The following is a 20,788-nucleotide window of genomic DNA, read 5'->3' on the forward strand; positions in this document are numbered from 1 at the left end:
ACCGCACCCAGCCAGGCCGGCCGTCTCGTCGCCCGGACCGCCCGATCCGGGCGACGAGACGGCACGTTCCGGGCTCATCCGAAGCCTGGGAACGCCCACCCGAACCACGACGCCCGGGAGACGCGCTCGATGACCAACCTTTCGACGATGCTGCCGCGGCTGTCCTGGCCCGATGTATGGGGCCGGCGGCTCGACCGGCACGGACTGTCCGCTCCGGTACACGGCCGGCCAGCCGACGCCGTGGCCGCCATGTGCGGCGCGCACGCTCAAGTGCTCTCCGCCGCCGAGGTGTCCATCGGGTTGCGCGTCGCTGGCATCACCCGTAACGACGTTCGAGACGCGCTGTGGAAGGAACGTAGTCTGGTCAAGACGTTCGGGCCGCGAGGCACCGTGCACCTGCTGCCGACGCGTGAGCTGCCGCTGTGGACCGGCGCGCTCGGCGCGTTGCCACCGTCCTCGAACAGCCTGCCCGCCGACGCGCGGCTGACCCCAGAGCAGAGCGACGAGGTCGTCTCGGCGATCGCGGAAGCACTGGCCGACGCAGAACTGACCATCGACGAACTCACCGCAGCGGTGGCCGCCCGCACCGGCTCTTGGGCCGCCGACCCGGTCGTGCCCGGGTTCGGCGGCATGTGGCCGCGCTGGCGACAGGCGATACACCTTGCCGCACACCGCGGGGCACTCTGTTTCGGCCCGAACCGTGGACGAAAGGTCACCTACACCAGCCCGCAACGGTGGCTCCCAGGACTCCGGCCCGCACCGGCACCCGACGCCCTCGCCGGCCTGGTCCGCCGCTACCTGCACGCGTACGGGCCGGCCACACCGCAGCAGTTCGCGCAATGGCTGTCCGCGCCCCGCCGCTGGGCGACCCACTTGTTCGACTCCCTCGCCGACGAACTGCAACACGTCGATGTCGCCGGCACGGTCGCCTGGGTCCCAGCCGGCGACACCGCGCCAGCACCCGTGCCACCGCACGGGGTACGGCTACTGCCATACTTCGACGCCTACACCGTCGGCTGCCACCCGCGCGAGCAACTCTTTCCCGGATCTGCCGCGCAACGCGCACTCTTCGGCGGCCAAGCCGGCAACTTCCCGGTACTGCTCATCGACGGCACCGTTGCCGGGATCTGGCACCTCCGCCGCTCCGGACGCAAGCTCCACATCACGGTCGAACCGTTGACCACGCTCACCGTCACCGACCGCCGGGATCTCGACGACCAGGTAGACCGAATCGGGGAGATCCTGGAAGGCAGACCACAGCTGACCATCGGCACGGTGACCGTCGGCGGCCACGCCTAACCACGCCAGCGCCAACCGATTCCGGACACATAGCGATCGGTCCGCGAGCGCCGACAACGCCCGCGCATGCCGCGGTCCGCGCGCTATGCGGCGTCACGAGATGCTGACTCGGCCGGCATACCCACATAGCCGATGAGCGGATGCGGGCATGGATCAACAAGCAGAATGTGCTGGCCCGGCTAATCCTCCCACCTGAACAGCTCAGGATGCTTAGCCGCCTCGGCTTGGAGGCGGGGAAGGTCTGCCGCGTGGAGCGTTACGAGGCCACAACTGACACAGGCCAAAGCGCGGACTGACGTCACGTCTCGAGTGCCCCATCCTCGCCGCGATGGCCGCCACAACCGGATGCTCTGCTGGTCTATGTCGGTACGTACGCCCGTAGCCACACGCGTGCCACCACACGCAGGGCAGGGCGAAGTCGGCGTTGGCAGATTCTCGGCCACGGCGGTATGTCTACCAGCCAGAGACAACGGCTGTCCCATCCGCACATGCCGCGATCTGGGCGTTACGGATCGTGACCACTTGCGTCCCGAGAAACGTCCGGACATGCCGATGTGAGTGCGCGGCAGGTAGGCAGGGTCATTGCGTAGTCGGGTAGCTGGTCACTGTGGTGATCAGGTCGTGGGGGCGGCGGTTGGCGCGTCGGGTGGCTCTGGCGATGTTGGTCTCGCCGTTGCCGCGGTGGAATCCGATGGCGGTGTTGCGTAGGACCGCTGCTACGGCGGGTCCGTTGCCGGTGCGGGCTCGGTGGGCGTCTTCGTGGAAGGTCACGTCGCGGACCCAGTGCAGCCGGTTCTCGATGTGCCATTCCAGGCGGGCCCATTCCTGCAGGTCAGCAGGTTGGGCGTGGGCGGCGGGCAGTGACGCCACCAGATAGACGGTCTCGCGTGTGCGCTTGCCGGCCACAGTGCGGGTGCGGGTGATCCGGACGGCCTGTTGGGCGTGGGGGAAGCCGATGCCGCCGGGTGTCTGGAGGGTCAGCGCCTTGACGGTCCGGGTCTCGCGGCGGCCGTGGCCGCTGTCGCGGTGTTGGTCCCCGACCGGCACATCGGCCCAGGGCAGCCGCTTGAGCTGGGTGAACAACGTCGGCTGGTTGGCCTTGACCGACACGTACAGGTGCCCGCCGGCAGCGGCGACGGCTCGGGCGTGGGCGACCTGCGTGTGGAGGGCGTCCGCGACGATCACGACACCTGCCAGGCCACCCAGCCGCGCCTTGACCTGCTCAAGCAGCGGGGCGAACGCCGGGATTTCGTTCGACTTCGCCGCGACCTGGACCTGCGCCAGGACCACACCGGTCGACGTGTCGTAGGCCGACAGCAGGTGAACCCGCCCCTCGGGCAGGACCGCGCCCCGCACCACCTTGCCGTCAACAGCGATGACCCGCCGCACCGGCGGCGGCGCCGACAGCCGGGAGCACAGCCAGTCGGCGAGGACCGCTGTCAACGTCTCGGCGTCCACGCGGACCAGCAACCGCCACACCGTGGTCAACACCGGCACCCGACCGGTGAACCCGAGCTGACCCCACGCCAGCGCATCGAGATCGTCGACCCAGTCGCCGATCGCGGCGAACGTGCTCGCCCCGGCCATGACCGCGCACACCGCGGCCGCGAGCACACTCGCCAGGGGATACCGAACCCCTCGGGGGTCGCGCGGGTCAGGAACTCGTGCCAGGGCCGTCAACAGGCCATACGCCTCACGGCCGGCAGCCGTGGTGTCGGTCGGGGTGGGGGTGTGCTGACGGATCACGTCGATCAGCGATGATGACATGCGCGGGTGTGGTCCTTGTCGGTGTCATGTTGTCTCAGCAACTCCATGATCACCGGCGGGGCCGCACCCGTCCCGCGCCACCCTCCACACAGGCCACGACCCTACGTACGACCAGGTCAGACACACCTCAATCGACTACGCAAAGCCCTGGGCAGGTAGGGCGTGTCGATTTCTCGGATGTCCAGGTCATTTAGCGATTCATCACCTAAGACAGCCCTTCTTGAGAGAACCTGGATGTCCGCACTCAAAGGCGACGAGCCTTGGGCGTGATGGATTGTGATGAGTCCTCCATGACTGATCCAACCAATAAATCCGTTGCCACATGGATACTTACTGAGCTGATCTCAGCGACGCGAATGTGTTGATTGGTGCGACACGGATGAAGGCGCTCAGTCCGGACAGCGGTGGAAGTGGACGTGAGGTCCTCGGTAGGTAGTTCTCACCACAAGATCACCCACACGGTGAGGACCCCACGTGATCGCATATCGTGCCATGGTCGACGTCCCGAGGGAACTCGTGCAGTACCTCGGCCGGCTGCTCGCCGCGGAACGCCGAGCCAAGGGGACACGGCGCGGCACCCGCGCGTTGACCTGCTTCTACCAGGCACTGCTGGTGCTGGTCTGGTTCCGCAAGGCCGAGGACATCACCCTGCTCGGCGCCGGGTTCGGCATCTCCCGGGCGACCGCGTACCGCTACCGCGACGAGGGCATCGCCGTGCTCGCGGCGCAGGCGCAGGACCTGCACACCGCGCTGCGCCGAGTCGCCGACGACGGCTGGTCCCACGTGATCCTCGACGGGAAGCTGTTCGACTGCGACCGGCTCACCGAGACCGCCCTGTCGGTCAAGGGCGAGACCATCGACGCCTGGTACTCCGGAAAGCACCGAGACTTCGGCGCGAACATCCAAGCGGTCATCCGCCCGGACGGACTGCCGATCTGGACATCGGCGGCGATGCCCGGGCACCTGCACGACACCAGCTGTGCCCGCAACCTTGGGGTGACCGCTGCGCTGAACTGGTCCGCCGCCGAACTGGACCTGCCCGCCCTGGCCGACTCCGGCTACGAAGGCGCAGGTCACGGCATCAAAACTCCGGTCAAGCAGCCTGCTGACGGCAGCCGGCTCGCACCTGACAACCGCGCCTACAACCGGCTGCTGCGCGGGCTGCGCTGGCAAGGCGAACGCGGCTTCGCCATCCTGATCGGACGCTGGAAGACGCTACGCCACACCACCGCCAGCCCAGGCCGGACCGGCGATATCGTCGCCGCCGCGCTGCACCTGACTCATTTCGAATACAAATACCTACCCGAATCTTGTTGAGATCACTTCACTGAGCTTCAGGCGCAAGGCATTCTCTACCAGCGAACACGCTGTCTACAGCATTCAGGAGAAGTTCGGCGACGACTTCGTTTACATCAACTCGCACCTGGCAAAGCTGTACGAGCAGGACGAGGTCGATGACTACGACGACGACACCTTCCGAGAGTGGATCAAGCAGACGGATCCGGACTTCGATGCGGACGGCTACCTGATCGACGCGAGCGGCAGACGAATCTGACCGTTGCCAGGGACTGGCAGGGTTTCGTACTCGTTTGGTGCGAGTGCTCGTCTCGCCCTGCACGCCCCATCACTCTGCGTTGGTGGTCAGACTGGTTCCGTCCCTTTCTGCCGCATGAACCGAGTGACGAGGGGTGCGAACCTGGTCGCCGCCGCTCGGCACGTGGTACGAACAGCGTTACACGCTCCGAGTTCGCGGCGGTTTCGCGGCCTGGGCGGATTCGCTTGCGCAAGCCGGACTGCCGCACTTCAGCCGGTGAACGGCTCGAGGTCGAAGCGGCCCCAGGCCACGAACGCGGCCGCAGCGAGCAGGACAAGACACAGCGTGACGTTTTTGTAGTGCCCGTAGCGGGCGTGGATGATCATTCCGCCGATCATCAACAAAATCCAGCAGGCGGCGGTCACCGGCACCATCACCGGTGCGATGTCGAGCGCTGCGGGCAGGATCAGGCCCACTGCGGCCAGGATCTCGAGCCACCCGAGGGTTCTGACGAAACCGACGCTTGCGCTCTCGGTCCAATCTGTTGACTCGTCCAGCTTGGACTTGGGCAAGAACACTTTGGTGGCTCCACTGAACAGGGCGAGGGCGGCAAGCAGCCCGGCAACGATCCAAAGGGCGAGGTTCATGAGCTTCCTTTCAGGGGCGGGCGAGGCGGGCTGGCCGTCGATCCGCCGAGCCGTTCGTCGCCGACGGGCTGCCAGACCATGCCGTTCGCGGGAGATAGCGGCCCACCATCTGCCATAGACTGCGAGTCGTCCTGGTGCACAGCACATCCGTGCCGGGGCGACTCGGAACTTGTCGGGCAGGCCGGCGAAGAACTCGGTGAGTATCGCGTTGTCTTTGTCGCTACGGGTCATGTGGCGACGGTTTGGGAATTACGCTTGCTGATAATCCTTTCGAATTGTGCGTTCAGGGTTCGAGATGGCGCGGTGTGCGCGCAGGCCGCCGATCAGGCACAGCAATGCCCCGAGTGTGGCCCAGACGACGAGGACAGTAACGGCGGCGGTAGCGCCGCGGCCGTCGAAGAAGGCGGTCGATCGCAGTAACCGACCACCCGCCCCGGGTGGCAGCAGCTGCCCGAGCGCGCCGGACCAGCCGGGCAGCATTTCGGGGGCGGTGGCCATCCCCGAGAGCGGGTTGCCGATGAGCATCATGATGACGGCGCCGATCCCGATTCCGGCGTATCCGAACACCGATTCGAGCCCGAGAACGGTCAGGGAGACTGCCGCGATGCTCAGTGCGACGGCACCAGCATTGGCCGGGTAGGAGCCGCTGAGCGAGCCGAACCAGAACTGTAGAATCCCCGCCACGGCTAGGCCGCCGGTCGTCGCGAAGGCCAGAGCCCCGGCGACGCGGCGACCGGTGCCGCGCACGAGCCTGGTCAGCAGCACCGCGGCGAGCAGGCCACCCATGACCAGCGGCAGGGCGCCGGCGGACAGGCCGGCGCCGCGCGGGTCGTCGGCGGGCAGGGCGGCGAGGTCGCGGACCGCCACCGGCGTACCGGCATTGCCGTCCCGTCCGAGTCCGGTCGCCATGGTCTGCAGGGTTTGGGCGACCGCGGTGCTGGCGGCGGAGGCGACGATGACCTGCGGGGTTCCGGAGCTGAGATCTATAGCTCCGTACACCTGCCGGTCGCGGATGAGTTGTTCGACGCTCGCGGTGTCGGCGACTTCGGTGATGTCGAAGCCACCCGGCACACGCTGCTCGAGCGCGGTGCGGACCTGGGCGACCGCGGCGGTCGGCCCGGCGACGGCGATCGGCACATCGTGCACCGAGGACCGCACCGACGGCCAGGCGAAGGCGATGAGCAATACGCCGGTGATCGTCGTGAGCACGACAACCGCTCCTGCCAGGGTCGGCCATCGTGACGGAAGCGTGTCGGTGGCGAGCGGTGCCCGCGTGGTCATGTCTACTCCCTTGAACGGTCGGGTCGTGGCCGGTGTCAGCGCAGGGTGAGTGGGGTTTCGGTGTCGATGTGGGTCAGCTTGTGTGGGTTGCGGACGAAGTAGAGACCGGTGATGCGGGTGTCCTCGACCCGCACCGCGATGACACCGTCGAGTTCTCCATCGACGTGCAGCGCCAATGCGGGGCTGCCGTTGATCGCGGTCGGCTCGACGGTGAGCGCGACGTCGTGCTTGGTGAGGCCCGCGACCATGAACCGCGCCACCTTGTCCGCGCCGATGATGGGCCGTGGGCTGGCCTGCTTGATGCCGCCGCCGTCGCTGATCGCCACCACCTCGGGGGCGAGTACGTCGAGTAGGCCCTGCAGGTCCCGGGTCTCGAGCGCGCGCTGGAACGCCTCGACAGCCGCTTGCGCTTCGCGCGCGGTGACCGCGCGGCGCGGTCGGCGGGCTTCGACGTGGCGGCGGGCGCGGTGGGCGATCTGGTGCACGGCGGCGGGGGATTTCTCCACCGCGGCCGCGATCTCGTCATAGCCCAACCCGAACGCTTCGCGCAGGACGAATACCGCTCGTTCGGTCGGGGTCAAGGTCTCGAGCACGACCATCAGCCCCATCGACACGCTTTCGGCAAGTTCCACATCGGCGGCCACATCCGGAGTAGTGAGCAGCGGCTCCGGCAACCAGGAGCCCACGTACGCCTCCCGGCGGCGCTTCACCGAACGCAGCCGGTTGAGCGCCTGCCGGTGGTGATGCGAACCAGGTAGGCGCGCGGGTCGTCGATGTGGGCGGCGTCGACACCGACCCAGCGCAACCAAGTCTCCTGGAGGACATCGTCGGCGTCTGCTCCGGATCCGAGCATCTCGTAGGCGACGGTGAACAGCAGATTGCGGTGCGCGACAAACACTTCTGTCGCCGCGAGGGTGGCGTGGTCACCGCCGCCGAGGATCGGGGTCTCGCCCTCGGCCCGCCGGGGGGCGCCGGATTCACCTGTCGTGTGCATGAATTCCTCTCCTGGAGGTGGTCGTGCGGCCGGCACGGGCGCACGAGGTGCGGCGTTCCCGATGCGAACGCTGCAGATCGTTCCGCTGGTGACAGCGGCGAAACCGGCGTCTACGCGATCGGTGTCGTCGCGTTCGCATTCCGGGCTCGTAGCAGGGCGGGCCGGTGTTCGCCATCCTTCGGCCAGTGGTGCGAGCCGGGCTTGTGCGCCTCGGTCATCAGGTGCTTGACGCTGGCGGCGCAGGAGAACTCCTTGAGCTTGCGGCCCATGAACCCGGTGAAGTACAACCGCTTCGCTGTGTCGTCCTTATGAAGGAGTTGGAAGATCCCGGCGCCGCGGCCGAAACTGAAGCACATGGCCTGGAATGCCAGGTCGATCGGCGCCGGCCGCTCATCCGCCAGCCGGGCCAGCACCGTGTCGGCGGCGTGGGCGCCCAGGCATCCGGCGATGTAGGCACTCATCCGGAACGGCAGGTCCGACGGCGCCGACGCGTCGCCCGCCGCGATGATGCGATCGCTGTCGATGCTGGTCAGTGTCTCGTCGGTGAGCAGCCGCCCGGCGGCGTCGGTGCGCAACCCGCTGCGGTCGGCCAGATCGGGCACACCGAAACCCGCAGTCCAAATGGTGACCTGACTCGCCAGGGTGCGGCCATCACCGAGTTCGACGGTTCCCGACCTCACCGCGGTGACCGACGTGTCTGGGCCTTCGATCACCTCGACGCCCAGTTTGGTGAGGTATTTGCGGGCTGTGCGCCGAGCGCTGGGGTGCAGGTACGGGCCGACGACACCGCCGCAGACCAGCCTGACACTGCGACCCTGTTCCGCGATTTCCGCACTGGTCTCGATACCAACCGGACCGCCCCCGACGACCGTCACCGTGGCCGTCATAGGCGTGTCGAAGAGCACCGACCGCAGCCGCTGTGCGGCCTCCAAAGTCGCGACCGGATAAGCGAATTCGGCCGCGCCCGGCACCTGTGGTCCGCCGCTGAGGCTGCCTACCGCGTAGATCAGGTAGTCGTAGCCGATGCTGCCACCCGCGGCGAGGGTCACGGTGCGCCCGGTCGCGTCGATGTGGGTGGCCTTGTCGACCACCAGCCGGACACCCTCGGCGAGTACCTCCTGGTAGTCGACGACCGCATCGTGGGTCCCGCCCACCAGCTGGTGCAGCCGCAGCCGTGGTACGAAGACCTGCCGCGGATTGATCACGGTCACGGCCACGTCGTCGCGCTGCCTCAGCCGATTGGCGGCCATCACGCCGGCGTATCCGCCGCCGACCACGACTACTTCGGTGCTCTTGCCCATGATGTCTCCTTCGATCCGAGCAGGTCGAGAACAAGACACCCGCATAGAGGAAATCCTGACATCTTGTGAAGCAGATCACAGTGTCGTTCGGTCTGTGGGCTCGCCGTGCGATCGACGTACTGATGGTTGGAGAGCCCGCGGAATGCCTTTGCGGTGGGCGAATAACGCGAGGACAGCTGCTTCGCCCGTAGGCGAGGGCGGCCACCGGCAGAGGGTGGGCTGGCCTGGCGGCCGGTCCAGATTTCAGCGTCAAATGGTTGAACTACGGCCTAATTTGCTAGCAGGGTAATTTGACCGTCATGGAAATGCCGGCCTGGCGTGGCTTCTCGCCATGGCATGTCTGCCATTCATGACCTCCCCCGGTTGACCCGACGGGGCTGCCGCATCCTGCCCTCAAGGCGAGGCTTGCCAGCCGAACTCGACAGGGCACGCCAATTCAATCAGCATCTATTTACCTGCGCGCTCATCTGCCGCAATCCGCTGGTCCCGGCTGTCCGCGACTGGTCGAGCCGAGCAAGTGCCGCCTTGTAGGTTGCTTCGGGGCCCTGACGGTCTCGTCGTGGGTTTGATCAGGTCGCCTGTCAATCCCTACTGTCGCACGGTGGATGTGGACTGGAACGCAGAGCTGGTCGACCAACTTGAGTGGCATTGGCAGCATCAGCTTCGGCCGCGGCTGGATGGGCTGACCGATGACGAGTACTTCTGGCAGCCGGTCCCGGGCTCCTGGACCCTCAGCCAGCGCGGCCAGAGTGCTGCGCCGACGTCGATCGGCGCAGGCGAATTCACCTTGGACGACGTCAGCCCGCCACACGACCGCGCGCCCGTCACTACGATCGCCTGGCGGCTGACGCACCTCATCGACGTGTTTGGGCCACCGACCGCACCCCACTTCGATGGCTCGCTTGCTGGTCATCGGGCCGTCGCCTACCCGGGCACCGCCGAGGCAGCACTGCGCCAGCTCGACGACGGGCACGATGCGTGGATCCGCGATGTCCGCCACCTCGGGGCAGCCGGATTAGCTCAGCCGCAAGGCGCCATCTCACCGCCGGAGTACGCGGATGCACCGATGGCGAAGCTCGTCCTGCACGTACACCGCGAGGTCATTCACCACGGCGCCGAGATATCCCTGCTGCGGGACCTCTATCTATGGAAAGACCGCCGAGGTCACCTCTGACGTCCCGGTAGCCGTTCCGATCTGGTGCACGCTCATGCCGCGAGCGGTGCGCGCGGGGATGAGAGATTCCATCACCTCCGTAGGGTTTCTGCTGCGGGTTTCGATCGCCCTTGCGGCTTCCTGCACCAGCCGGCATAGGCTGCTCCTCGTTGTAGCTGTACGTGAAGCGGTCCTACCCACTCGGGATGCTCTGGCGGGCTGAGCCGCCGCTCAGCCAAGCCAGCAGATCACCGCGTCGCCCTCCTTGGCGGCTGCAGCGAAGTAGCTTTGGACGCCTGGCAGGTAGTGGGCCACCCACGCCAGTTCGCCGGGTCTTTCCCAGGCCCCGGGGTAGATCTCGGCCCGGTTCAACTCATACGGGTCGACGCCGCAGACGAGGTCGTCTTCCGTGAGCGCGGCCAGTCCCGCGGCCGCAGCCGCTACCTGGACCGGTGTCAGATAGGAGGGCGGCCCGTAGCCCCAGTCGTCTTCGAGGTTTTCCAGGAAATCGAACATCTCCTCGCTGTCGGGTTCGACGTCTGGCAACTCCACGAACGCCTCTGCTCCTAGGACCAGCGGAATCTCGAAGCCAAGCCGGTCGAGTAGGAAATCGAGGCCGTTCCACGCCTTATCGGTGGCGGTCCAGCGTTCGGAGTTGTCGTCCCGTGCCGTCATGGCGAGTTCGTAGGCCCAGGCGAGGTCGGTTCTGGCCCGCTCCAGCTCGTCCGGGGAAACACGCAGCCAGTTACCGTTCATGCTCACGGCGCCAGCCTAAATGTCGGCCACGACAGTTCCTCAACAGCAGGCGAAAGCGGGTACCCAGCGGCGCACTGTTCTGCCGCCGTCCGTGCGCGTCAGCCGCGCGTGGCCCCTCACTGCGGGTGGTCGGCGCTTCGCGACGCTCGGGCATCCTGAACTGCCGAAAGTAGTGCGTTCAGGTTTCTGGGGCCAGCCCGCCGCTCGGGCAGCCTGACCCCAGAACAACTCGAACGATCAGCCGGTGGTCAGGGTCTTGCCAAGCAGGGACAACAGGCGGTCCCAGTGGCGTTGCAGTGCGGCCGGGTTGAATGCGTCGGTGTCGGACATGGTGAAGCCATGGATGGTGCCGGGATAGATCTCGGAGGTGTAGCTGACGCCCGTGGCATTCAGGGTCTCGTTGAGCTCCTTGAGGGCCGCAGGAGTTATGTCGCCCTCGGCGTGACCGAAGTGGAGCTGCGCGGTGAGCTTGGAGAGGACGTCCGGCCCGTCGGCGCCCACGGGGGCGTGGAATCCGGCAACAGCAACCACCTGGTGGGGGTGGGCCGCAGCGGTGCGTACCGCCATGAGGCCGCCTATGCAGTAGCCGGTCACCGCGACCGGTCCGGTACTGACCTCGGGTTGGGTGGTGAGGAACCTGAGATAGGCGTCGGCGTCGCTCAGGGTCCGTTCGGCAGTGTGGGCCTTGATCATGGGCATGAGTTGGGCGAAAATCGCGGGCCGGGCTTCGTTTCCGATGTGCTCGGGAAGCTCGATCACGGGTGCCGGGCCGTGCCGATAGAAGACGTTGGGGATGAGCACGTAGTATCCGTGTTCGGCCAGTTCACAGGCCATCTGCCGCAGCACGGGCCGGATGCCGAAGCCGTCCGGGTACATCAGCACTCCTGGACGTCGCCCGCCGGCGTCGGGGAGAGCGGCGAACGCGTCGGCCTGGCCGTCCGCAGTGGGGATGTGCAGCGTCTTGGTGGGCATGACTTCTCCTGTCGTCGTTGAGGTCTCGAGCCTTGGTCAACACGACGGAGGTGGAGCCCGCGCAGAAGTGCAGGATTCTCGATCCGTAAGCGGGCCGGCACCGGCCCGTACGGCGCTCAGAACGGCACCGGGTCACCAATCCGTGCGTGGCGCGATGCCGTCCCGGTAGTCATGGCTGCGTAACTTAGCCGATCGGATGAGGACGGATCAAGCCGCCGATCCGCGCGTCCGCATCTGCCGCAGTGCGCTCGCTACCGGACAGCGCACGCGAGTAACCGCGCGCAGCAACCGTCTGATCTCGTGGCCGTCGCCTGACGCGCCCGCTCAGTCGTCGACTTCCTGTGCCGCGGCGGCGATCGGCCCGAGCCCCACGATCAGCTCGTCGAGCTCGTCGGCGGTGAGCACGTCATACGCCGGCGCCGCCAGCTCGTCGGTGAGGGCCTCGATCCGCTCCTTGGTCTCCCGGCCGGCGTCGGTGAACCCGCCGGCGGCGTCCACGAGGCCGCGGCGGCGCAACCCGTCGACGACACCGGCCAGCTGTGCCTTGGGCAGGTGGTGGGTCCGGCCGAACTCCTCCGCCCTCATGCCGAGGGAGAGGGCGAGCAGGACGTGGGCCTCGGTGCCGCCGATGCCGTGGGCGAGGAGGGCGGCGTTGTGGCCGTCCCCGCGGTGCTCCCGCAGCAGCGTCGCCGCGTGCCAGAGCCTGGCCACCGGCTCCTTGGGCACGTCGAGCGCCCGCAGTCCGGCGTACAGCGCGCGGCCCTCGGTCGGCGCGCTGACCGCTGCCCGGGTGGCCAGGCCGGCGGCCCGTACCAGACCGGGGGAGTCGGCGAGCTGCCCGATCCTCTGCCGCAGCGCTGCGGCGCTGCCCCGCTCGCGCACGGCGATCGCCTCCTGCGGGGTGGTCTTCCCCCAGACCCACGGGATGTGGCGCGCCACCTCGCCGTCGGCGAAGTTGTAGAAGACCGCGTGCACCACCTCGGCCGGCGCCAGGCCCAGCGGCGCGGCCCGGCCCGCGAAGTACCCGTCCCAGTAGTTGCGCATACCCAAGGCCAGGAACGCCTCGTTCGGCACCTCGGAGAAGGTGACGGTGGCGATCGGCTCGACGAGCTCGAACATGCGGTGGATCTTGGCCAGTGGGTGCTGCATCGGTCGGCATCTCCTCTGGTCGTGACCGCGCCCTCGTGGGCGGCCGCTCACACTAGCTACGAACAACGCGGCCCGGATACGACAACTCCGGCCGACATCAATCCAGCCAAGATCAGCCTCACTCTCATGCCGCGATCAGCGCGCTACAGAACGTCACAACGAGCTGGGTCGCTCAGCTCCCAGACATGCGGATGTGCGCGCACGGCCCTGGGCCACCACATGCCCCAACGGTTTGCGAAGTGGTCGTTACATACCACGCTGCACGCTGCCCCGATGCATCACGACGAGTTCGAAATGCCGGCTCTCCATCGGGACGGATCCCGTGGCCGGCCGATAGGTTGGGGCTGCTGTGCCAGTCTACCTACCGATACCACCCGACTCGAAGGGATCACCGCGATGGCAAGGGTCATCTCCACCCTGTTCATCTCGGCCGACGGTGTGGCCGAGATCGACCCCGGTTGGCACTTCCCGTACTTCGACGAGAACATGGGCCGCGCCGTCGGCGAGGACTATGACACCGCTGACGTGCTGATCATCGGCCGTAAGACCTACGACAGCTTCGCCGGAGCCTGGCCCGACCGCGAGGCGGCGGGTGGGGACGACGCACCGTTCGCCAAGCAACTCGGGGACGTGCGCAAGGTGGTCATCTCGCGCCAGCCGCTGCAGTTCTCCTGGCGCAACTCCGAGCTGATCAAGGGCGATCTCCTCGATGCCGTCACCTCACTCAAGGCCGATGCCGGCATCCGAGGCATCCTCATCCCCGGCTCGATCTCCGTGGTGCAGCAGCTGCTCGCCGCGGGGCTGGTCGATGAGCTGCGCCTGCTGGTGCACCCGGTGGCGGCGCGTAAGGGCCGCAGGCTGTTCGACGACGGCGACGCGCCGTACCACCTGAGGATGACGGCGACGGAGGCGTTTCCGACGGGCGTGATCCGGGTGATCTACTCGCCGACCGGGGCACCCAGCAAGGTCGGCTACGACGAGGTCAAGGACCAGGTGCCCGACGGAAAGTAGTGGCCTTCTCGGGAGGTTCGCCGCAGCGGCGCCACATCCGTCGGTCGGCGATGTGGTCGTCCGATAGTGACACACGTGCCACCCCTGACAGGGGGCGCGATCTGCGGACAAGCACCACACATCCCGGCAGCGCAATGCTCGCCTGCCGGATCCCGCGCACTGTCATGCCGCGTGAGCGCGGTCATGCCGATGAGCGGGTTGGGCGCGCGCAGCCCTGTTGTTACAGGTGTCCGGTCTTGTTTGGTACGGACGTTCAGTCTTGTCGTTGGGGGCCGTATGCGGCCACCAAAGACGTAGCCTGGAGCCGCGGCTCGGTTCCACGATGATCGGCGATGCTGGCAGCTTCTGAGGCCGGCATTTGCGCTCGCTGCAGCGGCCATCGCATCGTGCGCGGCGCGCTCGAGCCCAGGGTCGCAACGGGCAGCGACCCGCGACCCGATCTTGCCGAGTTCAGCACGCAGCAGGTCTCGAATGCTGAACTCAGCCTCCCGCCACTGCCCGGCGGATGGCCTGACTGTCAGAGGCGGTCTCACGGAAGGACAAGACCCATGCCAGATCGGTTGACGGGCAAGGTCGCGGTGATCACGGGCGCGGCGAGCGGCATCGGTCGCGGCGGCGCTGAGCTCTTCGTCGCCGAGGGTGCGAAGGTCGTCGCCGCCGATATCAACGACGAACTGGGCGCGGCGCTCCAGAAGGAGTACGGGGGTTCGCTCGTCTACGTCCATACCGACGTCACGAGCGAGGCCGACATCGCCGCTGCTGTCGACAGGGCGGTGAGTGAGTTCGGAAGGCTCGACATCATGTTCAACAACGCGGGCGCGCAGGGAGATCCGTCTCCGCTGATCGAGATTGGAAGCGAGGGCTTCGACAAGACGATCGCTTTGCTGACGCGCTCGGTCGTGCTCGGCCATAAGTATGCGGCGCGGCAGTTCCGGCGCCAGGGCAGCGGCGGCTCGATCGTCTCGACGGCGAGCGCCGCCGGCCTGCAGGGTGGCTGGAGTGCCGCCGGATACACGATCGCGAAACACGCGGTCGTCGGGGTCGTGCGGCAGGCCGTCGTCGAGCTCGCACCGCTCGGCATCCGGTCCAACGCCGTCGCCCCCGGGATCATCCGCACGCCCATCATGGCGCGCAGCTTCGGCGTTCCCCCAAACCAGGCGGATGCGTTCAGCGACTTCCTCGAGGAGAAGCTGGGCGCCTCGCAGCCGATCGGGCGCCTGGGCTTGCCGTCCGACATTGCCGAGGCCGCCCTGTGGCTCGGAAGCGACGCGTCGTCCTTCGTCACGGGGATCGTATTGCCGGTCGACGGCGGCGCAACGGCAGCGTACGCGGGCGGCTTCGCCGCCGACGTGGTCGCGGCCGCAAACGAATTCTCCACCCGTTGACGACCCGGCGTCCCTGCCCGCTGTGACCCGCCAGCGCGGCACCGACGCCCGCAAGGTCCTTCACCTTCTTTCGGCACGCCCGGCGCCGACGCGGACAGGGGAGCGCCACGACATCCGCGTCTGCCGCCGTCCGTGCGCGTCAGCCGCGCGTGGCCCCTCACTGCGGGTGATCGGCGCTTCGCGACGCTCGGGCATCCTGAACTGCCGATGAGCGAGCGGGCCCGACGCTGCGAGCAAATCCCATTGCGCGCGTCAGAGCCTCAGCAACGCTCGACCCATGGAGTTCTTCTGCTACCACCGCGATCGCCCCGGTTCGACGCCGCTGCGGAGCCAGATGGTGGAGCAGCACTGGTCGTACATGGATCAGTTCGCCGCGACCATGATCGCCCGCGGCCCTACCTTCACCAGCGACGGAACTCTGACCGGCAGCGTGCACATCCTCGATCTGCCAGATCCCACTGCTGCCCGCACCTTTGCCTTCGAGGAGCCCGGTTACCAGGCTGGTGCCTACCGCGACGTGCTGCTGCGACGGTGGCACAACTCCCTGGGTCGCACGATGTGGGACTTCAGTGGTGGCCGGCCAGACAACAACCGCTACCTCGTCCTCGGGTTCACCTTGAAACCAGCAGCGGACGCCACCGAACTACCGCTCCGCGACGAGCTGATTGCCAGTGGGCCGCTCTTGTCCGACGACGGTTCCTTGGTGCTCGGGGCGGCAGTTCTGCTAGAGGCGCCCGACGGAGACGGCGCGCGGGAAGCCCTCTCCGCTGATCAATACGCCGGAATCGAGGTGCATCAGTGGCGGTTCGGTGGGCGACCGAACTGAGACGGGCGACCGAGATAGGCGCCCGATCATGCCGCGATCAGCGCGCTGAGGTGTCGCAGATCAGCTGGCGAACACGTGTCGCACATCAGTCGACGGAGGACAACGAGTAGCCGGTGCTGTCTAGTCCCACCACATGCTTGACGAATCCGTCCCAGCACATGCACGACAGTCGGCCTTGGTTGCTCAGTCGTCCCCAGCCAGCACGGCGATGTCGGTGTTCGACACCCCATCGGCCGCGTGCAGCAACACCTGCGCCCGCTGGACCAGACGGTGCTCCGCGGTCCGCGACCTCGCCAAGGACTCCAGCAGTTCACGCTGGCCCGGATCAAGCACCAACGGTGCAGCGGCACGACTCACGACCAGCACAGTACCAACTGGCTACCTATTTCCGAGACGGAACACTAGACGCCGAGTGCGTTGCCAGCTGCTACGAGGAGGTTCCGCCATTCCTCGTACGGGAAGCCTGCCGGGTCGTCGGTGGGCTTGCCACGCATGCTGTAGAAGGGGTAGTCGCTGTCGTCCTCCTGGACGGCGTAGAGGTGGCCCGACTGGTCGCGGGTCCAGGACACGCCGCGTCCGCGGAAGTCACGGCGTGCCAGCCAGTCGGTGACGTTCGGCCAGTAACCTGCCCAGCCGGCCGGGCGCAGTGACTCGAACGCCGTGTGCACGGTCGACGTGATCTGCTCGACGTCATCGTCGTCCTGGACGCTGACGAAGCGGCAGAGCAGGACCAGCGTGGGACCAGGGTGCGGCATCAGCGGGTCGAGGGCAGCTACCGCGCGGCAGACGAGGTCGAGTTCCCACCACCGGAACGCGAACGGATGCCAGTGAGCCATATCGTCCCAGCCGATGCTGCGAACGCCGTCCGACGTCGGGGTGCGGATACCCAGCTCGTAGGAGTCGTACCGGCCCTGCACCTCAAGCACCAGCTCGCAACCGCCGCCTACGGAAAGCTCAACAGTGGCATCCGGGACTCGGGTGGCGCCCTCCTCGTCAAAGAAGAACGTCTGCCAGAAGGTCGGATCACGGAATCGCTCGCGGAGGCTATGGGGAACCCGCATCGGCGCAGGGTACCGGCCTCAACAGTTGAGCACCGCCCCGTCCGTCAAGCATGTGGTGGGACGCGAGTGTCAAGCATCAGCCGGGACACGACAAAGGCGAGAACCGAAGACGGTCATTGCCGAGCAACTTGCGGCCGTGTCCACACTTCCTAAACCGTGTGACGCCGGTGGCAGTGGGTTTCGAGCAACGTCCGCAGGGGCGCGGGATCGCCCGTAACCAGCCCGCGCTTCGGCAGTACGAGTATCGCCGCACCAAGCCGCTCAGACGCGCGCAGAACGAACGACCGGTCCGTCTCGACATACCGCAGGTAGTGGGACCACGCGGCTGTTTCGCTCCGGCTTGCGCTGCTGAGACGTAACCCGGTGTCATCCACGGTGGCTCGGATTGGCTCGGACAGCCAGGGATTCCCGCTCATGAGCAGGCGTACCTGCCAGCGATAGATCCAGCGGGCGGCGACGAGGAGCCGGAACAGCAGCAAACCGAGCCCGATGGCGACGAGCGCCACCGTGGCGAGGGCTGCGAGGTCAGCCGCCGACATGGCCCGGGAGCCGTCAGAAGAGAGGAGCCCGAGGATGAGCCCGACGAGCGCGGCGACGATCAGTGCCGGAACCAGCCAGGGACGCCGGACGCGGCGCCGGTGGGCGACGAAGCCGTCGAGCCAGTCGTCCTGGGTGAGGGTGTAGCTGAGTTCGACCGGGCCGACGGTGACCTGCTCGGATGACATGAAAGGGCAGTGTACTTCCGGCGGCTGGGTGAGTCGGCGTGCCAGATCCGTGCCAGGTCGGCTGGCGATGTCGGGGGATTGGCGGGGCTGACGGACGTGACTCACGCGATCGGCTGATCTTGTTGCGTTCCTGCCTCATCTGGCGTCGTCGATGAGGGCGGCGAGGCCGTCGAGGGTGCGTGCGAGGCCGAAGGTCCAGGCGTGGTCGGCATGCCACGCGCTGCCCTGCGCTTCGCCGGCCGCGGAGCCGATGCGGGCTGCGCGGGGATAGATGTGGGGGTCGAGGGCGCGGGCGAGGACGGGTTGGTTGGCGGCCCACCAGTCGGCGTCGCTCATCGCGGTGTCGGTCGTGGCCCGGACGGCGTCGTGGGCCGATCGGCAGTGCGACTGCACGAACCCGAGCAGGTAGGTCAGGGCGGCGTCGATGTCGACGTCGGAGAGCCCGGTGTCGTCGAATGCGGCGAGCTCGTGCTCGTATTTGGCCATCACGCCCGGTCCGAGCGGGGGGCGGCTCAGGGCGGCGACTTCGGTGAGCCAGGGGTGGGCGGTGAGCAGGTCCCGGTTGGCCTCGGCCACCGTGGTGAGCCGCTCGCGCCATGGTTGTCCGGCCCACGGAGCACGGGTCATTCGTGCGTAACGGGTGTCCACCATCAGGTCGAGCAACTCGGGCTTGCCGGGCACGTAGGTGTAGACCGACATCGCTGAGACCCCGACCCGCTCGGCCACCGCGCGAATGGTGACCGCGGTCAGGCCCTGCTCGTCGGCAAGCGCGAGTGCGGCGTCGATGACCTGCGTGATGGTCAGCGATCGGGCTGGTCCCTTGCGCCGTGCCGTCTCGGAGGGCTCCCCCCACAGCAGGGCGAGGGTGCGGCTGGGCTCGCCTGATCCGGTGCGGTTCTGGGTCACGGGAGCGATTCTGCCACACCTTCCTTGTACGGCGTACGGTATACGACGTATAATGCAACCCGATCGCTTACCACGACAGGAGACCTGCTTGCGCAACCGTTCATCGGCCATGCCCCGTCCCGCCACCTCGGAGGTGCTCATGCCACGTCCGGCACCGACCACCGGACCGTGCCCACCGGCCCGAACAGCCGCCCCGCGGGCGTCCCTCAGCCGCAGGTCACCCGCCGGAGCACCCACCAACGGCGTCAACCCGGACGAGGGGGCCGCCGATGACCCGCACCACGACCACCCGCGCCACCACCCCGGCCGCCGCAGGGTCCACCGAGTCGACAGGAGCCCACCACATGCGCATCACCGAGTCCGCCATCTCGCTCAACGTCCCCGACGTCCAGGCCTCCGCCTCCTGGGTGCAGCAGCATCTCGGGTTCACCGAAGTGATGGCTGCCGACGGGTTCTGCTCCCTGACCCACCCCCGGGCGGGGTTCAACCTCATCTACCTGCGCACCGGGCTGCCGACGTTCAAGCCGGAGTCGGCTGCCGGCCGCGCCGATGGGCTGCTGGTCGTGTTCACCGTCGAAGACATCGACGCCGACTACGCGCGGCTGCAGCAGGAGGGGATCGAAATCGTCACCCCGATCGAGACCGAGCCGTGGGGGGAACGCTACTTCCAGATGGCCGATCCCAACGGTGTGATCTACCAGCTCGTGCAGTGGGTCTCGCCGCCCGAGCCGCAGCACGCCGGCTGATCCTTCGGCGCAGTGGCGGTGCCGTCGTGATGGCGGCACCGCCACCCCTGCGACGCTCGAGAGACAGGGAGACATCGCATGGCACCCGCTGTTGATCCTGGTCGTCGTCACCCTGGTCGTCTGGCTGGCCACCGCTCAGCGACCAGGGGAGCCGCGCCCGCGACCGGCCGCGACGCGGCCTCGCGGCGATGTTCGTGACCACCGGCGCCACCCACTTCGTCGGCATGCAGGAGGAACAGGTCGCGATAGTGCCGCCCTGGCTCCCGCAAGCCCCACCGCAGCGACATACCACTGCGACGTGAAAGGACATCACCGTGAACCCCGATCCGACGGTCCCTGATCCGACCACCGTCCATCCGCTGGCCGCGCATCCACGCGTGGTCTTCCTCCGACCCCTGGTCACCTCGCCGACCATAGAGATCGGCGAGTACACCTACTACGACGACCCCGAGCACGCCACAGAGTTCGAGCACCGCAACGTGCTCTACGCCTACGGGCCGGAGCGGCTGATCATCGGCCGGTACTGCGCGATCGCCTCGGGCACCAGGTTCCTCATGGCAGGCGCCGCCCATCCGACAATGGGCGTGTCCACCTTCCCGTTCACCATGTTCGGCGGCACGTGGACGGAGAAGACCCTCGATATCGTCACCAGCATGCCCAGCCGCAGCGACACCATCGTCGGCAACGACGTCTGGTTCGGCTGCGGCGCACTCGTCATGCCGGGCGTGCGCATCGGCGACGGCGCGATCATCGCCGCAAACGCCGTGGTCACCGCCGACGTCGCGCCGTACACGATCGTCGGCGGCAACCCCGCCCGCCCGATCCGCCAGCGCTTCGACGACACCGACGTTCAGCGGCTGCTGCGGGCCGCGTGGTGGGACTGGCCCGTCGACCTGGTCACCGAGCACGCCCGCGTCCTCATGGCCGGCGCTCCCGCCGACATCGCCCGCATCGCCGCCGAGAACGGTCTGGAGAAGAACCTGTGACGACGGTGTCAATCGAGGAGTGCACGACCGGTGGCGGCGGGCCGTACGCGGCCACCACCGGCCCGGACGGCGCGCTGTGGTTCACCAGGCCGGCGGTGGCCGCATCGGCCGCCTGGTGCCCGGCGGGGAAATCGTGCAGACGGTATCTCGCCCCGGGTCGGCGATCGGCCCGGTGAGCTGTTCGGGAGCCGTGCCGGCCGGCGTGCGGCTCGGTGTCCTCAGTCCCCGGCTAGATGATTCGAACGTACGGTACGTCGGACGTTAGTTGTGTCGCGGCGTCGCCGGCGGC

Annotated in this window: 21 protein-coding genes; 8 read left to right on the forward strand and 13 right to left on the reverse strand. The window is 67.6% G+C overall.

Annotated features, from left to right (window positions below):
- Window positions 1-1,299, forward strand: a 1,299-nt coding sequence (locus ACFYM6_RS33795; RefSeq protein WP_387281537.1) for a winged helix DNA-binding domain-containing protein, incomplete at its 5' end; no start/stop codon positions are given.
- A gap of 579 nt (window positions 1,300-1,878) precedes the next feature.
- Here the strand turns inward: ACFYM6_RS33795 and ACFYM6_RS33800 are convergent.
- On the reverse strand, window positions 1,879-3,066 hold the full coding sequence (locus tag ACFYM6_RS33800; protein WP_387281538.1) for an ISAs1 family transposase: 1,188 nt from the start codon (window positions 3,064-3,066) through the stop codon (window positions 1,879-1,881).
- Between the two features lie 474 nt (window positions 3,067-3,540).
- Here ACFYM6_RS33800 and ACFYM6_RS33805 point away from each other — a divergent pair, with 474 nt between their 5' ends.
- Window positions 3,541-4,383: a transposase family protein gene (locus ACFYM6_RS33805; RefSeq protein ID WP_387281539.1), complete on the forward strand. Its 843-nt coding sequence runs from the start codon at window positions 3,541-3,543 to the stop codon at window positions 4,381-4,383.
- 486 nt (window positions 4,384-4,869) lie between these two features.
- On the opposite strand, the gene ACFYM6_RS33810 is transcribed toward ACFYM6_RS33805, so the two are convergent.
- From ACFYM6_RS33810 to ACFYM6_RS33830, 5 genes are all read right to left on the reverse strand, one after another.
- On the reverse strand, window positions 4,870-5,478 hold the full coding sequence (locus ACFYM6_RS33810; protein WP_387281540.1) for a DoxX family protein: 609 nt from the start codon (window positions 5,476-5,478) through the stop codon (window positions 4,870-4,872).
- Between the two features lie 18 nt (window positions 5,479-5,496).
- Window positions 5,497-6,528, reverse strand: coding sequence for a hypothetical protein (locus ACFYM6_RS33815; protein ID WP_387281541.1), 1,032 nt, complete (start codon window positions 6,526-6,528; stop codon window positions 5,497-5,499).
- Window positions 6,529-6,563: 35 nt separating this feature from the next.
- On the reverse strand, window positions 6,564-7,214 hold the full coding sequence (locus tag ACFYM6_RS33820; protein WP_387281542.1) for a sigma factor-like helix-turn-helix DNA-binding protein: 651 nt from the start codon (window positions 7,212-7,214) through the stop codon (window positions 6,564-6,566).
- Between the two features lie 20 nt (window positions 7,215-7,234).
- On the reverse strand, window positions 7,235-7,522 hold the full coding sequence (locus ACFYM6_RS33825) for a sigma factor (RefSeq protein WP_387281543.1): 288 nt from the start codon (window positions 7,520-7,522) through the stop codon (window positions 7,235-7,237).
- A gap of 110 nt (window positions 7,523-7,632) precedes the next feature.
- A complete protein-coding gene (locus tag ACFYM6_RS33830) occupies window positions 7,633-8,823 on the reverse strand; it encodes an NAD(P)/FAD-dependent oxidoreductase (RefSeq protein ID WP_387281544.1) in 1,191 nt (396 codons plus the stop codon).
- Window positions 8,824-9,430: 607 nt separating this feature from the next.
- Between ACFYM6_RS33830 and ACFYM6_RS33835 the strand changes: the two genes are divergently transcribed.
- Window positions 9,431-9,997 carry a DinB family protein gene (locus tag ACFYM6_RS33835; protein WP_387281570.1) on the forward strand — a complete coding sequence of 189 codons (567 nt, stop codon included), beginning with the start codon at window positions 9,431-9,433 and terminating at the stop codon, window positions 9,995-9,997.
- 210 nt (window positions 9,998-10,207) lie between these two features.
- Here ACFYM6_RS33835 and ACFYM6_RS33840 read toward each other — a convergent pair whose 3' ends face one another.
- The 3 genes from ACFYM6_RS33840 to ACFYM6_RS33850 form a co-directional block, all read right to left on the reverse strand.
- Complete coding sequence (locus ACFYM6_RS33840) at window positions 10,208-10,732, reverse strand: DUF1877 family protein (protein WP_387281571.1); 525 nt, start codon at window positions 10,730-10,732, stop codon at window positions 10,208-10,210.
- A gap of 237 nt (window positions 10,733-10,969) precedes the next feature.
- Window positions 10,970-11,704, reverse strand: coding sequence for a dienelactone hydrolase family protein (locus ACFYM6_RS33845; RefSeq protein WP_387281545.1), 735 nt, complete (start codon window positions 11,702-11,704; stop codon window positions 10,970-10,972).
- Between the two features lie 324 nt (window positions 11,705-12,028).
- A complete protein-coding gene (locus tag ACFYM6_RS33850) occupies window positions 12,029-12,853 on the reverse strand; it encodes a MarR family winged helix-turn-helix transcriptional regulator (RefSeq protein WP_387281546.1) in 825 nt (274 codons plus the stop codon).
- A 396-nt stretch (window positions 12,854-13,249) separates the two neighbouring features.
- Here ACFYM6_RS33850 and ACFYM6_RS33855 point away from each other — a divergent pair, with 396 nt between their 5' ends.
- From ACFYM6_RS33855 to ACFYM6_RS33865, 3 genes are all read left to right on the forward strand, one after another.
- A complete protein-coding gene (locus ACFYM6_RS33855) occupies window positions 13,250-13,864 on the forward strand; it encodes a dihydrofolate reductase family protein (protein ID WP_387281547.1) in 615 nt (204 codons plus the stop codon).
- A gap of 548 nt (window positions 13,865-14,412) precedes the next feature.
- Window positions 14,413-15,249, forward strand: a complete 837-nt coding sequence (locus ACFYM6_RS33860) for an SDR family NAD(P)-dependent oxidoreductase (protein ID WP_387281548.1) — start codon at window positions 14,413-14,415, stop codon at window positions 15,247-15,249.
- A gap of 277 nt (window positions 15,250-15,526) precedes the next feature.
- Complete coding sequence (locus ACFYM6_RS33865) at window positions 15,527-16,075, forward strand: YciI family protein (RefSeq protein WP_387281549.1); 549 nt, start codon at window positions 15,527-15,529, stop codon at window positions 16,073-16,075.
- 183 nt (window positions 16,076-16,258) lie between these two features.
- Here ACFYM6_RS33865 and ACFYM6_RS33870 read toward each other — a convergent pair whose 3' ends face one another.
- The 4 genes from ACFYM6_RS33870 to ACFYM6_RS33885 all read right to left on the reverse strand — a co-directional run bounded on the left by ACFYM6_RS33870 (window position 16,259) and on the right by ACFYM6_RS33885 (window position 18,767).
- Window positions 16,259-16,432: a hypothetical protein gene (locus ACFYM6_RS33870; protein WP_387281550.1), complete on the reverse strand. Its 174-nt coding sequence runs from the start codon at window positions 16,430-16,432 to the stop codon at window positions 16,259-16,261.
- Window positions 16,433-16,476: 44 nt separating this feature from the next.
- Entirely contained in the window at window positions 16,477-17,136 is a 660-nt protein-coding gene (locus ACFYM6_RS33875; RefSeq protein WP_387281551.1) for a hypothetical protein, read from the reverse strand.
- 149 nt (window positions 17,137-17,285) lie between these two features.
- The gene (locus ACFYM6_RS33880; protein ID WP_387281552.1) at window positions 17,286-17,861 is read right to left on the reverse strand and encodes a YcxB family protein; all 576 of its coding nucleotides are present in this window, start codon (window positions 17,859-17,861) and stop codon (window positions 17,286-17,288) included.
- A gap of 135 nt (window positions 17,862-17,996) precedes the next feature.
- A complete protein-coding gene (locus ACFYM6_RS33885; protein ID WP_387281553.1) occupies window positions 17,997-18,767 on the reverse strand; it encodes a TetR/AcrR family transcriptional regulator in 771 nt (256 codons plus the stop codon).
- A 269-nt stretch (window positions 18,768-19,036) separates the two neighbouring features.
- On the opposite strand from ACFYM6_RS33885, the gene ACFYM6_RS33890 reads away from it, so the two are divergent.
- Together ACFYM6_RS33890 and ACFYM6_RS33895 are read left to right on the forward strand one after the other, a co-directional pair.
- On the forward strand, window positions 19,037-19,513 hold the full coding sequence (locus tag ACFYM6_RS33890) for a VOC family protein (protein WP_387281554.1): 477 nt from the start codon (window positions 19,037-19,039) through the stop codon (window positions 19,511-19,513).
- A gap of 314 nt (window positions 19,514-19,827) precedes the next feature.
- Entirely contained in the window at window positions 19,828-20,499 is a 672-nt protein-coding gene (locus ACFYM6_RS33895; protein ID WP_387281555.1) for a CatB-related O-acetyltransferase, read from the forward strand.
- Window positions 20,500-20,788 lie beyond the last annotated feature (289 nt).

It is taken from the genome of Micromonospora sp. NPDC006431 (genome assembly GCF_042870725.1).
In the GTDB taxonomy this organism is placed as follows: Bacteria; Actinomycetota; Actinomycetes; order Mycobacteriales; family Micromonosporaceae; genus Micromonospora.